This is a genomic window from Flavobacterium fontis (genome assembly GCF_900129405.1).
GTDB classification, from domain to species: domain Bacteria; phylum Bacteroidota; class Bacteroidia; order Flavobacteriales; family Flavobacteriaceae; genus Flavobacterium; species Flavobacterium fontis.
Genome location: NZ_FQVQ01000011.1, coordinates 48,253 through 61,788 on the forward strand (window position 1 = coordinate 48,253; position 13,536 = coordinate 61,788).

Sequence of the window (13,536 nt, forward strand, 5' to 3'; positions counted from 1 at the left end):
GTATTCGTCTTATGAAGTAGAAAGGGAAAAACAGGATTGACCCACAACGCACAGAACGCCAAAAATGACGTTCTGCCATGTTGTAGGGCTATAGAGCGACTCTTGCACGCCGAAAGGCAAATACCAAGAAGTCGTTTAGTACCTTTTGTACGATTGAAACGAGTTACGCGATTGTGAACGCTCTTCACGAGGACGTGCTTCAGCAACGTTAATGTCAAAATTGTCTACCGAAGTGTTGTTTAATCCTTGAATCGCGCGTTGGCCTTCTTCTTTTTGAGCCATCTCTACGAATGCAAATCCACGAGGACGTCCCGTTTCACGATCAGTAATAATTTTTGCAGAATTAACTTCACCATACGCGCTGAATAATTCGCGCAAATCTGATTCTGAGGTATGGTAGCTCAGGTTGGAAACATAAATGTTCATAATAAAATTGTTTTAATGATTAAAAAAGGCAGTACTGAAACGCCAAAACTGAAAAAGAAAAGAAGTCATTAAAACAAAATTCACTATCCAGAACGAGCATTGGCAGAGAACCAATCGGGTACAAAGGTAGCGGTAAAGTAACGTTTCCGCTTTTTAAAACACATTTATTTTCATTTTTACAGTCATACCAAGGGTTGCCAAAGCAGGTAAAACGAGTAAAAAAGGGATTCCAGCGCTTAAACCAACGATTTTTGAAACTTTAGAGAGGCATATCGTTGCCCAATTTTTACAGTCGTTTTGGGAATGAAAATAGGAATCGTTTAAAAATGAGCGTCAAGTTTTGCCTCTTGGCAACAAAAAAGTATCTTTGTAACCTATGACACAAATTGCTTCGGATAACGCTAAAAATCAGGAGACCGTAAAGAATGTTTTTACGGCCTATTTGGAAACCAACGGGCATCGAAAAACACCCGAACGCTATGCCATTTTACAAGAAATTTACGATAGTGAAGAACATTTTGACATCGAGAATTTGTATATCAAAATGAAAAACAAAAACTATCGGGTGAGTCGAGCGACCTTGTACAATACCATTGAACTCCTTCTCGACTGTGGACTAGTGCGCAAACATCAATTTGGTCAAAATCAGGCGCATTATGAAAAATCATACTTCGACAAGCAACACGATCATATTATTATGACCGATACAGGCGAAGTGATCGAATTTTGTGATCCACGTATTCAAACCATCAAAAAAACCATGGAAGAAATTTTTGGGATAGAAATTCACAACCATTCCCTCTATTTCTACGCCAGTAAAAAAGCATAACTCCACACAACACAAACAACACAACAATGACTGTAGATTTACTGTTAGGATTACAATGGGGTGACGAAGGCAAAGGAAAAATTGTCGACGTACTCACCTCAAAGTATGACATTATTGCCCGTTTTCAGGGCGGACCCAATGCGGGACACACTTTAGAATTTGACGGCATCAAACACGTATTGCGTACTATTCCCTCGGGTATTTTCCATGCCAATTCCATCAATATCATCGGGAATGGTGTGGTGATTGATCCCGTGGTCTTTCAAAAGGAAATTGAAGGCTTGGCAAAATTCAATATGGATATAACGTCCAAATTGTTCATTTCACGAAAAGCACATCTTATTTTACCGACCCACCGTTTATTGGATGCCGCCTCAGAAACCGCCAAAGGAAAAGCCAAAATCGGTTCTACCCTCAAAGGTATTGGTCCAACCTACATGGATAAAACGGGACGCAACGGTATTCGTGTGGGCGACATTGAATTGAATGACTTCAAGGAACGCTACCGACAATTGGCCAACAAACACGAAGAAATGATTAAATTCTACGATGTGGCGATTCAATACAACTTGGCAGAAATGGAAACTGAGTTTTTTGCCGCAATCGAAGCCTTGAAAAAATTGACCTTTATCGACAGTGAAGAATATTTAGCCCAAGCGCAAAAAGCTGGAAAATCCATTTTATGTGAAGGCGCTCAGGGTTCGCTACTCGATGTTGACTTTGGTACCTATCCTTTTGTCACTTCCTCCAATACCACTGCTGCCGGAGCGTGTACCGGATTAGGTATTGCACCCAATAAAATCAAAGACGTTTTCGGAATATTCAAGGCCTACACTACACGAGTAGGAAGTGGCCCCTTCCCTACCGAATTGTTTGATGAAGTCGGCGCTACGATGGCTCGAGTTGGCAACGAATTCGGCTCGGTTACCGGACGCCAACGCCGCTGCGGATGGTTGGACCTCGTGGCGTTAAAATATGCCATTCAAATCAATGGAGTGACCCAATTAATGATGATGAAAGGCGATGTACTTTCGGGATTCGAAACGTTGAAAGTCTGTACCGCTTACCAATACAAAGGGAAAACCATTCACCATTTGCCCTACAATATTGAAGAGGAAAATGTCACGCCAATTTACACGGAATTTAAAGGTTGGAACGCCGATTTAACAGGGTTAACAACCTTTGAGAGCTTGCCGCAAGAGTTAAAAGATTACATCGCATTTATCGAACAGGAAGTCGAAGTACCGATTAAGGTTGTCTCCGTGGGTCCCGATCGAAAACAAACGATAGTGAGATAATAAAAAAAACCGTTCGCATTGAACGGTTTTTTTGTCTTATAACTTTAACACCAAGGACTCACTTCCTTTTAACTTCACTGGAAGTTGCCCTTTGCCTTGACTCACTTTCAAAGAAACCGTAGTGCCGTACAAAACATCTTTTACTGGATACGTACCGTCTTTGAGTCCCCACAACCGAATCAACTCAGCGGGAATTTGCAACGTGTAATCCACCTCACGGTACGAATCAAAATTAGACACAACGATCAACTTCTCCGTGGCCGACCAACGTGCAAAAGCGTATTGTTGTCCGTCGTAATTGGGTGTTGACGCATTGGGTGCGTGTAAGTCCATATAATTGCCCATCACCGCCGAACTTTTGGCACTAAAGGTCAATAATCGTTTGTAGAAATCCCGGAGTGCTTTTTCACTATCCGAAAGTTGTCCGCCATCAAATTTACCGTTGTTCATCCATCGTTGGTGATGCGGTACGCCCACGTAATCAAAAATACTGGTACGTGTTGGTTTTCCAAAACCACCTTCCTCCAAACCGGGTTCGCCTACTTCCTGTCCAAAATAAATCATGATAGGAGCTGAACTCAAAAGGGTTGAAACCACCATTAAGGGTTTCCCGCGTTCCGGAGTTCCCGCAAAATCAACACTTGCCAAACGTTGCTCGTCATGGTTGTCTAAAAAGTGTAACATGTGACGCTCAATATCTTGGTTGCGTTTGCGTATGTCGGTCAATCCATCAGAAAGCGCCTGTCCCCGAATCATTGCTTTCAAATGATCATAGGTTTCCACCTTGTCGTAGAGGTAATCCATTTTACCTTTAAAAATGTAATTGCGGTACTCGTTGGGATTGTATACTTCAGCCAAAAGAAAGGCTTCAGGATTTTTCATTTTGATCGAGGAGTTCAAAAAACTCCAAAATTCATAAGGAACCATTTCAGCCATATCATAACGGAAACCATCGACTCCTTTTTCCAACCAATACATCGCAATTTCGCGAAACTTCAACCACGAATTGGGCACATCCTTGTCTTTCCAATACGCATAATGCTCCGCATAGGTTTTTTTCTCAAAACCCTCAGGCAATTCAGGGAAATCTTTGGAACCATCGGGACGGATACCATAATTTACCTTAACGGTCTCGTACCAATCGTTAATATCAGGCTTTGCCGCTCGAGAGCCGTTTCCGGTCCATTTGGCTGGATTTTCATCAAATTGCCCATCCAATAACGGATGTTCATCCCCGCCAAGAGGCTTGTAATCGGGTGATGTAGGCACTTGAAACGGTTGCCCTGGAATGTAATAAAAATTGTTATTACGGTTGTACTCTTGCGTCACGTCATCGTCTTCCCCAAAGTCTTTTACTCCCTCGGGTTTTGACAAACTCTTGTATTTACGGGCAATGTGGTTGGGAACAATATCAATGATGACTTTCATTCCGTTTTTATGGGTGCGTTCAATCAAGGCCTCAAACTCTTGCAAACGCGTCAAGGGATCGACAGCCAAGTCGGGATTTACATTGTAATAATCCTTCACCGCATAAGGTGAACCCGCACGTCCTTTTACCACATCGGGATCATCGTCACTTATGCCGTAGGGCTTGTAATCGGCTACCACCGCGTGATGGGGCACTCCTGTATACCAAATGTGTGTAACGCCCAACCCTTTGATTTCCTCTAACGCTTTGTCGGTAAAATCATTAAATTTTCCAACGCCATTTTCTTCCTTGGTCCCCCAAGGTTTGTTGGTGGTATTGGTATTGCCAAATAATCGGGTAAAAACTTGATAAACGACTTTTTTCTGTTCCACAGGTGTTACTTTTTTGGGAGGTTGTGATGGAGTTTTGGGGGCTTGTGCTTGAACTTGAAAGGCAAATGCCAAGCCGGCCATCCAGATGTATTTATGCATGGTACATTGTTTTTTCATGATGAAACACAAATATAGAAATTCGTCGGGGATTCTCTAGGCTAATAAAAAAAACTTAATACCGAAAACCAACGGGGGCTTTTTCATAAATTTGCCCCACTAAACTATAGGAATTTGAGACGTATCCTTGTTTTTCTTTTTTTACTACTCGGGTGGTGCCAATATGCCTTGGGGCAACGTCCTCCGGGGAGTATTCAAATTGAAAATGCCGACTTTCAAGACATTAACCAATTTGAAATTCCCGATGCCGTTTTGCTCACGGGAAATGTTCGCGTGCGTCATGAAGGGGTCGTGATGACCTGCAACAAAGCCTATTTTTTTCAGAAAGAAAATTATATCAAAGCCTTTGGACAAGTACAAATGGTGCAAGGCGACACTTTGTACCTCAACAGCACTTATGCCGAATATAACGGAAATGTAAAAAAAGCCTATGCTACGGGGAATGTAATCATGCGCTCCCCCGAATCGAGTTTGGTGACCGATACCATTCATTTTGACCGAATGAAACAAGAAGCCTTTTACAAAACCAAAGGCGTCATTACCAACCGAAATAATACACTCAAAAGCGATGCGGGCACGTATTATGTGAAAGAAAAAAAATACCGTTTTCTTACCGCAGTAGAACTCAAAAACCCGGAATACACAATTCGCTCTAATCACTTGGACTATTATACCAGTTCGGGACATTCGTACCTCTTTGGTCCTTCGACGATCACGGGAAAAGACAACTTTATTTATACCGAAAACGGATTTTACAATACCAAAAAAAATGTCGGTCACTTTCTGAGGAAGTCGTATATCAAATATAAAGACCGGAAAATTGAAGGCGACAGTTTGTATTTTGACCGTACGCGGGAATTCTCTTCGGGGACACGAAACGTCAAAATTACCGATACGATCAACCGCGCCATCATTAAAGGACATTATGCCGAATTGTACAAAAAACAAGATTCCGTGTATATGACCCGTCGTGCCTCGGTGCGCTATTGGGTAGAAAACGACTCGATGTTTGTGCATGCCAAGAAAATCTATCTCACGGGGAAACCGGGAGCGCGAATTATTCGTGGGGAAAAAAATGTGCGGTTTTTCAAAACGGACATGAGTGGAAAATGCGACTCTTTACACTCCGATCAAAAAGTGGCCCTGACCAAACTCATCGGGAAACCGATACTTTGGAATGGCGACAAACAACTCACCGGCGATGTCATGCATCTCATTGGCAATAATGCTACGGAAAAACTCGATTCGCTAAAAGTACTCAACAATGCGTTTATCATTTCCAAAGACACGCTGGGCGCGGGTTTCAATCAGGTTAAAGGAATAAATCTGTATGGAAAGTTTCGGGAAAACAAATTGTATGAAGTCGATGTGGTCAAAAATAACGAAGTCATTTACTTTATGCGAAACGACAAAAACGAACTCATCGGCATCGATAAAACGGCTTGTAGTCGCATAAATATGACCCTCAATGGAAATGATGTCGATACCATTACTTTTTTTGATCGCGTAAACGGAACCTTGTACCCAGAGGAAGATTTTCCCGAGAATGTGCGGAAACTCCGGGGCTTTGTATGGCGCATTGAGGAGCGAATAAATTCCAAAGAAGATATTTTCCCTCCCGAAGAAGCCGAAGCCGAAGCGGCGTTGCAAGAACAAGCGCGCAAAGAGGCTACAAAACCCGCTGTCCCAATGCCTATTCGAAAAGAAACATTGAATTACGACAAAACGAGCCGTTCGACCAAAACGAAATAAAACCTACAACGCTACGGTATATGACCTTGAAATCGGACTTTTTACGATACCAAGCCCAAACCTCACCCTACCCACTCGGGATGGAAGTTTCCCATGCCGTGGGTTCGTATATTTATGACACCCAAAACAAAGCGTATTTGGACTTTGTGGCGGGCGTTTCGGCTTGCTCCCTAGGGCATCAGCATCCACGGGTAAATCAAGCGATTATTGATCAATTGCATAAGTATTCGCATGTTATGGTCTATGGCGAATATGCACAACATCCAGCAACGGAATATTGCAAATTATTGGTGCAAAACTTACCTCCCGAATTAAATAAAGTGTATTTGGTCAATTCAGGGACCGAAGCCACAGAAGGCGCCCTCAAATTGGCCCGCCGCGTTACAGGAAGAAGTCAGCTAATTTCCTGCCACAACGCCTATCACGGCAACACCATGGGATCGATGAGTGTAATGGGGTTTGAAGAGCGCAAACAAATCTTTCGTCCCTTGGTGCCCGATGTCGAATTTATTACGTTCAATAACGAAGCGGATATCGCAAAAATTACCACCCGTACCGCCGGAATTATCTTGGAAAGTATTCAGGGTGGTGCGGGATTTATCCAACCCGAAAATGATTTCTTATTGAAAGTCAAACAGCGTTGTGAAGCTGTAGGAGCCTTGATGATTGTTGATGAAATCCAACCCGGATTTGGACGCACGGGGAAATTATTTGGCTTTGAAAACTATAATGTTGTACCCGATGTGGTCATTATTGGCAAAGGCATGGCAGGAGGTATGCCCGTTGGAGGTTTTATCGCCAACGAACGCTATATGGATTTATTAAGTCACAACCCTAAGCTCGGCCATATCACAACCTTTGGAGGACATCCCGTGATTGCAGCGGCTAGTTTAGCCACGTTGCAAGAAATACTCGAAAAAGACTATGCGGCCCAAGCTTTGGAAAAAGAAAAATTGTTTCGCCGTCTTTTGGTACACCCTTTGATAGAAGAAGTTAGGGGCCGCGGATTAATGTTGGCGGCGATGACCGCTGATCCAGAGATTACGAATCGCGCCATTTTCAAATGCCAAGACAAAGGACTTATCCTATTTTGGTTATTGTTTGAAGGAAAAGCCATACGGATTACCCCACCGCTGACTGTTTCTGAGGCGGAAATTCGCGAAGGTTGTGCCATCCTGTTGGAGGCGTTAGACGAGATTATGACTGAGGATAAGCATGTTACCCTTAGTTAGTGTTAATTAAATTGTTTAAAACAATTCCTGTTTTTTTCCGTTTTTCCTCAAGGGTTACGTACCTTTAAGTAGTGCAACCTAAACCCCAATGACTATGTATTTGAATCACGAAGAAGACGACTACAATTTATCGCTCTCCCGTTTTGAGTCGATGTTGAAAACCAATAAGGTGTTCTTCTTCGATTCGGAGGAGTTTGAAGAGATTATCTTGTATTATTTGGACATGGGAAAAACTAATTTGGCAAAAAAAGCACTCAAATTAGGCTTGGAACAGCATCCAAAATCAACAGGGTTAAAATTGGTTCAAGTAGAAATGTTGGTGTACGAAGACAAGTTGGACGCCGCCGAAAAACTATTGAATGAATTGTATGCCATTGAACCGCACAACGAAGAAATTTATATCCAACGCGCCAGCATTTACTCCAAACGCGACAACCATGAAAAAGCGGTAGCCTGTTTGAAAAAAGCGCTCGAGTATACTGATGACCATGCCGATGTTTACAATTTGATGGGGATGGAATATTTATTTATGGACGATTTAGAATCGGCAAAATCCTGTTTCATTCAATGTTTGGAAGAAGATATTGCAGACCAATCGGCCTTATATAATGTGGTGTATTGTTTTGAATTTCTAGACCAAAATGCCGCCGCTATCGACTATTTGAAAACCTACATTGATCGTAATCCTTACAGTGAAATTGCTTGGCATCAATCGGGACGGTTGTACTATGGGTTAAAAGATTATGAAAATGCCGTACGTGCCTTTGAATTTGCTACCTATATCGACGAGACCTTTGTAGGCGCTTTTATGGAAAAAGGGAAGGCTTTGGAGCGTTTGAAGCGCTACACGGAAGCCATTGAAAGCTACGAGCAAACCCTTGCTTTAGACGACCCAACATCGTATGCTTTGTTGCGAATTGGCAAATGCTACGAAAAAGTGGGCAACAAAGTAGCTGCCCTTAAATATTATAACCAAACCGTCCACGAAGATCCGTTATTGGACAAAGGTTGGATAGCGATTACCGATTTTTATATTCGTCAAAAAAATTATTCCAAAGCGCTCTATTATGTCAATAAAGCCCTCGGAATTGACGATCAAAACAGCAGCTATTGGAAACGGTACGCAACCATCAATAAGGCCCTCTTTTTATTTGAAGAAGCTGAACACGGGTACCGAAAAGCGGTTGAGTTTGGCGATTACGAATTGGATACCTGGTTGTTTTGGGTCGACATGATGTATCAAATGGGTGAAAATGATAATGCGATACTTGCGTTACTTCAAGCCAGTGAATATTTTCCCGAAGCCTATGAAATTGAGTACCGCATGGCAGGCTTGTATTTTACGCTTGAAATGGAAGAAAAAGGAAGTTATCATCTTGCCAATGCCTTGCGGTTGAATGCAACCCATTACACCTTATTGGAAGAGTTGTTTCCGCAAGTGATGGACCTGAATAGCATCCAAAAAGCACTCCGAAAATACCGCAAATAATGGCCCCATCTTCCGAAAAACGCTTTGGCCTTTTGGGACGAAACATTGCGTATTCCTTTTCACGTGGGTATTTTGCAAAAAAGTTTGAAGCGCCGCAATGGCAACACTGTCGCTATGACAATTACGATCTGCCCGAGGCTGCTCAAATTAAACCTTTGTTACAAACCCAACCCTATCTGAATGGCTTAAATGTAACCGTTCCCTACAAAGAAGCCGTCATCCCTTTTTTGGATGATTTGGATCCCATTGCCCGACAAATTGGAGCTGTAAATACGATCCAATGGCTCCCCGATGGTACAACCCTAGGCCACAATACCGATTGGTACGGATTTCAACAAGCATTAGCACCGCACTTAGCGCCCCATCATCAACGCGCCCTCGTCTTGGGAACCGGAGGCGCTGCCAAAGCGATACGTTACGCGTTGCAACATTTGGGTATACCCTACACCTTGGTCAGTCGTTCAGGCGAAGAGGGAACCCTTTCCTACGCCGAAATCACGCCCGAAATCATGCATGCCCACACCCTTGTTATTCAATGTACCCCTTTGGGAACCTTTCCCGAGGTAGAGGCCTGTCCCCCAATACCCTACTCCTATTTTACGCCGCTTCACCTAGCGTTTGATTTGGTATACAATCCGCCTAAAACCCGTTTTTTAACCTTAGCTGAAGCACAAGGCGCTGCCATAGAAAATGGGTATTCCATGTTGGTTCACCAAGCAGAAAAGGCCTGGGAAATCTGGAACAGCACCAACGTATAGCCGTAAATCCTGTCTTTTCAATTTCTTTACACACAGAAACCTAGCTTTTACTTTGAATTTTAGGACGACTTTAGTATCTTTCGCCCTAATTATTGTATAACCCCTACAACCTAAACGAATGTCTGAAGTAGTGAATGACAACCTGAATCCCGAAATGGAGGGTTCAGATGGAATGGAAAACCAAGCGAATGTAGACGCGAATACGACCGAAAACGCAACTACTCCTGAGGAATCAACCCCTATAGAGAGTCCAATTCCCGATACCGAAGTGGAAGCTGCTTTATCGGAGGAAACGGAAGAAACGCCCGAAATTGAAGTGATTTCTGGGGATGAAGCCGATGCTCCTGTGGCGCAAGAAACCGCTGTGGAATCAAATGAAATCACAGCCGCCGAAGCAACCCCTGAACGTGAAGAAACGACGCCTTCCGAGACTATTGTAGCGGTGACTCCCGAAGAAAGTCAGGAATCCGCTGTCTCTGAAACCCATGAGGAAGCCCTTTCGGCTATCGCTGAAGCCAATGCCGAAGAAAGCGAAGATGAAACCCTGAAGGGACGTCACGAGATTCCTATGGAAGATTATGATGCCTTTTCGATGGAGCAATTGGTCGCTGCTTTAGAAGGTTTGGTCGCTGTTGAGCACGTGATGACCGTTCGTGAGCATGTGGAAGAAGTTCGCAAAGCCTTCCTTTCCAAATTCCACCATTTTATCGATGAAAAACGCGATGAGTTTTTGGCGGAAAACCCCGACACTACTGAAGATTTCCACTATGATTTCCCTTTAAAAAAGCGATTTGACACGCTTTATACCACCTATCGTGACAAAAAGAATGCCCATTTCAAATCGTTGCAAAATGCGTTAAAATCCAATTTGGAGAAGCGCGAAGCTTTGGTAGAAGAATTGAAAAATGTGGTCGCCCAATCGGGAGGTAATATTGCTCAAGCCTTGAAACAGCTCGCTGACATTCGCGAACGCTGGAAAAATGCAGGACCTATACCAAAGGACAAATACAACCACGTTTGGAACAACTACCACTTCCATTTGGAAAACTTCTATGATGTATTACATTTGGATCGTGAGGCCCGCGATTTGGAATTCAAAAATAATTTAGAGCAAAAGCAACGAATTATCGCCCGTGTTGAGGAATTAACGCAAGAAAGCGATATCAACAAAGCCTTCCGTGAGTTGCAAGATCTCCACCGCATTTGGAAAGAAGACATTGGTCCTGTTTCCAAAGAGGTACGTGAGAGTTTGTGGCAACGTTTTAGCGAGCTTACCAAACAAATGCACGACAAACGCGAATCGTTATCCGAAGAATTCCGTAAACGCGAGCAAGAAAATCTGGCGAAAAAGCAAGAGATCATTGCCGCTTTGGAGGTACTTGCTACCGAGCGCGTAGACAGTCATGCGTTGTGGGTGCAACAAATTGCTAAAGTAGAGGCGTTACGCAATACTTTTTTTGCCACCGGTAAAGTCCCTTCAGAAGTGAATGAAGCGACTTGGGCAGCGTTTAAAACAGCCGTTCGTAATTTTAACGCTTTAAAAAATTCCTTCTACAAGGACATTAAAAAAGGGCAAAACGATAATTTGAGTCGCAAGCAAGCCTTGGTGGCTCGTGCCAATGAATTGAAAGATGCCGATGATTTTGCGGCAACCACGCCCATCATGAAGCAGATTCAGGAAGAGTGGAAAACCATTGGTCATGTTCCTCGAAAATTCTCCGACAGTTTGTGGAAAGAATTTAAAGACGCTTGCAACACCTACTTTGACCGCTTGAAAGAAAGTAAGAAAGAAGAAAATTCGGTCGAATTGGAAGCTTTCAATAACAAAAAAGCGTATTTAGAACAATTGCGTTCTTTTGAATTGGTAGGCGATCACAAAACCGACTTGGACGCCATCAAAGCGCATATCGAGCAATGGAAAAGTTTTGGTAAGGTTCCTTTCAACCGCCGTCATATTGAAGGTAAATTCAACAAAATTTTGGATGCTTTATTTGAAAAATTAAGCGCTAGCAAAAAAGAAGGCGAGATGCATCGTTTTTCAAGCAAGTTAGAATCATTAGCGGGCGATGGCAGCCGTAAATTGGACCATGAAAAATTGTTCATCATGCGTAAAATTGACGAAGTACAGCATGAAATCTTCCAGTTGGAAAACAATATTCAATTCTTCCAAAATGCTAAAAACAACCCTATTGTCAACGAAGTGAAGAAAAACATCGAGCGCCACAAAGCGGATTTAGCTACGTGGAAAGAAAAGCTTAAACAAATTAATGTTTTGATAAAACAACAACAACAAGAATCCGCTGAATAAGCGGATTTTTTTTTGGGCATGATAAATATCATACCTTACGCCATGGCCGCATCCTATCTTTGAGGCAAATTCTGTAGTCATGGCCACTTCTCTCATTCAAAAATATAACGTGCCGGGACCCCGATACACCAGTTATCCCACGGTTCCGTACTGGAATGATGCGACTTTTAGTACCGAGGGATGGCTCCACACTTTGCTGCACGCTTTTCACGAAACCAATGCGACGCAAGGTATCAGTCTCTACATTCATCTCCCCTTTTGCGAAAGTTTATGCACGTTTTGTGGCTGTCACAAACGCATTACCAAGCGGCATGAGGTTGAACACCCTTATATCGAGGCAGTATTGAAAGAATGGAATTTATACTGCGAGTTATTACCCAAGAAACCCCATATTCGCGAAATCCATTTGGGTGGAGGTACGCCTACTTTTTTTTCTGCGGAAAATCTTAAGCGACTCATCCACGGAATATTGAAGGAAGCCCATGTCGTTCCCGAACATGAATTTAGCTTCGAAGGGCATCCCAACAATACCACACGCGAACATTTACAGGTGTTGTACGACCTAGGGTTTCGTCGTGTAAGTTTTGGTGTACAAGATTACTCGCCAACCGTTCAAAACGCCATTCATCGCGTGCAATCGTTTCATCAAGTGGCAAAAGTTACTTTTTGGGCACGGGAAATTGGGTATACATCCATCGGACATGATATCATTTTTGGGTTGCCTTTTCAAACCCTTGCCGACGTAGAAGACACTATCGATAAAACCAAATCCCTACTCCCCGATCGTCTCGCTTTTTACAGTTATGCCCATGTGCCGTGGATAAAAGGCAATGGCCAACGCGGATTTCAGGATCAAGATGTGCCGCGTGACGAGGTGAAGCGGCAATTGTATGAAGAAGGGAAAAAACGCTTGTTGGCACATCATTACCACGAAATTGGGATGGACCATTTTGCCCGAACTACCGATTCGATGTACCATGCCTTTGAAAACGGCACCTTGCACCGGAATTTCATGGGATATACCGTGACCCAAACCAAAGTAATGATCGGATTGGGCGTTTCGTCGATTGGCGACAGTTGGTATGGTTTTGCACAAAACGAAAAGGTCTTAGAAACCTACTATGCCCGCTTGGAAGCCAACGAACTCCCTGTGCTTCGGGGCCATCTTCTCACGGAGGAAGACCTGATTATCCGCCGTCATATTCTCAATTTAATGTGCCATTTTGAAACCCAATGGGAAACCGAAGACCTTTACTTCAAGGAGATTCCAAAAGTTTTGGCACAACTCCAAGAAATGGAGCACGACGGTTTGGTTATCCTTGGACTGGATCACCTGGTGGTCACCGAGAAAGGCAAACCCTTTATCCGTAACATTTGTATGGCGTTTGACTTGCATTTGCAACGTTCGGCTCCCCAAACACAGCTGTTTTCGATGACGGTGTAGGGGGGTCAAGTTTCAGGTTTCAGGTTGGTGGAAAAGTGTAATCCAACTGCTAATGAACTAACTCTTCTACAGAAAGTCAGCTT

General features: G+C 43.2%; 10 protein-coding genes. 8 read left to right on the forward strand and 2 right to left on the reverse strand.

The features are described from left to right. Nucleotides 1–135: 135 nt before the first annotated feature. On the reverse strand, nucleotides 136–426 hold the full coding sequence (locus BUC17_RS09680) for an RNA recognition motif domain-containing protein (RefSeq protein WP_073363772.1): 291 nt from the start codon (nucleotides 424–426) through the stop codon (nucleotides 136–138). Nucleotides 427–802: 376 nt separating this feature from the next. On the opposite strand from BUC17_RS09680, the gene BUC17_RS09685 reads away from it, so the two are divergent. Both BUC17_RS09685 and BUC17_RS09690 read left to right on the forward strand, forming a co-directional pair. Then, nucleotides 803–1,255 carry a Fur family transcriptional regulator gene (locus tag BUC17_RS09685; RefSeq protein WP_073363774.1) on the forward strand — a complete coding sequence of 151 codons (453 nt, stop codon included), beginning with the start codon at nucleotides 803–805 and terminating at the stop codon, nucleotides 1,253–1,255. Between the two features lie 26 nt (nucleotides 1,256–1,281). Continuing rightward, nucleotides 1,282–2,553, forward strand: a complete 1,272-nt coding sequence (locus BUC17_RS09690) for an adenylosuccinate synthase (RefSeq protein ID WP_073363776.1) — start codon at nucleotides 1,282–1,284, stop codon at nucleotides 2,551–2,553. A 36-nt stretch (nucleotides 2,554–2,589) separates the two neighbouring features. On the opposite strand, the gene BUC17_RS09695 is transcribed toward BUC17_RS09690, so the two are convergent. Continuing rightward, a complete protein-coding gene (locus BUC17_RS09695; protein ID WP_083544878.1) occupies nucleotides 2,590–4,452 on the reverse strand; it encodes an alpha-amylase family glycosyl hydrolase in 1,863 nt (620 codons plus the stop codon). Between the two features lie 132 nt (nucleotides 4,453–4,584). Between BUC17_RS09695 and BUC17_RS09700 the strand changes: the two genes are divergently transcribed. The 6 genes from BUC17_RS09700 (at nucleotide 4,585) to hemN (ending at nucleotide 13,453) form a co-directional block, all read left to right on the forward strand. Beyond that, nucleotides 4,585–6,222 (forward strand): OstA-like protein, encoded by a 1,638-nt coding sequence (locus tag BUC17_RS09700; RefSeq protein WP_073363780.1) that lies wholly within the window; start codon nucleotides 4,585–4,587, stop codon nucleotides 6,220–6,222. A gap of 20 nt (nucleotides 6,223–6,242) precedes the next feature. Further along, entirely contained in the window at nucleotides 6,243–7,454 is a 1,212-nt protein-coding gene (locus BUC17_RS09705; protein WP_073363782.1) for an aspartate aminotransferase family protein, read from the forward strand. 94 nt (nucleotides 7,455–7,548) lie between these two features. Continuing rightward, on the forward strand, nucleotides 7,549–8,943 hold the full coding sequence (locus tag BUC17_RS09710) for a tetratricopeptide repeat protein (RefSeq protein WP_073363784.1): 1,395 nt from the start codon (nucleotides 7,549–7,551) through the stop codon (nucleotides 8,941–8,943). Then, entirely contained in the window at nucleotides 8,943–9,701 is a 759-nt protein-coding gene (locus tag BUC17_RS09715) for a shikimate dehydrogenase family protein (protein WP_073363787.1), read from the forward strand. Before BUC17_RS09710 ends, BUC17_RS09715 begins: the two co-directional genes overlap by 1 nt. Before the next feature lie 118 nt (nucleotides 9,702–9,819). Further along, entirely contained in the window at nucleotides 9,820–12,009 is a 2,190-nt protein-coding gene (locus tag BUC17_RS09720) for a DUF349 domain-containing protein (protein WP_234977701.1), read from the forward strand. A 79-nt stretch (nucleotides 12,010–12,088) separates the two neighbouring features. Further along, nucleotides 12,089–13,453, forward strand: a complete 1,365-nt coding sequence (hemN, locus tag BUC17_RS09725; RefSeq protein WP_073363789.1) for an oxygen-independent coproporphyrinogen III oxidase — start codon at nucleotides 12,089–12,091, stop codon at nucleotides 13,451–13,453. Nucleotides 13,454–13,536: the final 83 nt, after the last annotated feature.

Bases quoted from the DNA above. Each gene is read 5' to 3' on its own strand.
- BUC17_RS09680 (WP_073363772.1), bottom strand. From the start codon at position 426: ATGAACATTTATGTTTCCAACCTGAGCTACCATACCTCAGAATCAGAT.
- BUC17_RS09685 (WP_073363774.1), top strand. From the start codon at position 803: ATGACACAAATTGCTTCGGATAACGCTAAAAATCAGGAGACCGTAAAG.
- BUC17_RS09690 (WP_073363776.1), top strand. From the start codon at position 1,282: ATGACTGTAGATTTACTGTTAGGATTACAATGGGGTGACGAAGGCAAA.
- BUC17_RS09695 (WP_083544878.1), bottom strand. From the start codon at position 4,452: ATGCATAAATACATCTGGATGGCCGGCTTGGCATTTGCCTTTCAAGTT.
- BUC17_RS09705 (WP_073363782.1), top strand. From the start codon at position 6,243: ATGACCTTGAAATCGGACTTTTTACGATACCAAGCCCAAACCTCACCC.
- BUC17_RS09710 (WP_073363784.1), top strand. From the start codon at position 7,549: ATGTATTTGAATCACGAAGAAGACGACTACAATTTATCGCTCTCCCGT.
- BUC17_RS09715 (WP_073363787.1), top strand. From the start codon at position 8,943: ATGGCCCCATCTTCCGAAAAACGCTTTGGCCTTTTGGGACGAAACATT.
- BUC17_RS09720 (WP_234977701.1), top strand. From the start codon at position 9,820: ATGTCTGAAGTAGTGAATGACAACCTGAATCCCGAAATGGAGGGTTCA.
- hemN (WP_073363789.1), top strand. From the start codon at position 12,089: ATGGCCACTTCTCTCATTCAAAAATATAACGTGCCGGGACCCCGATAC.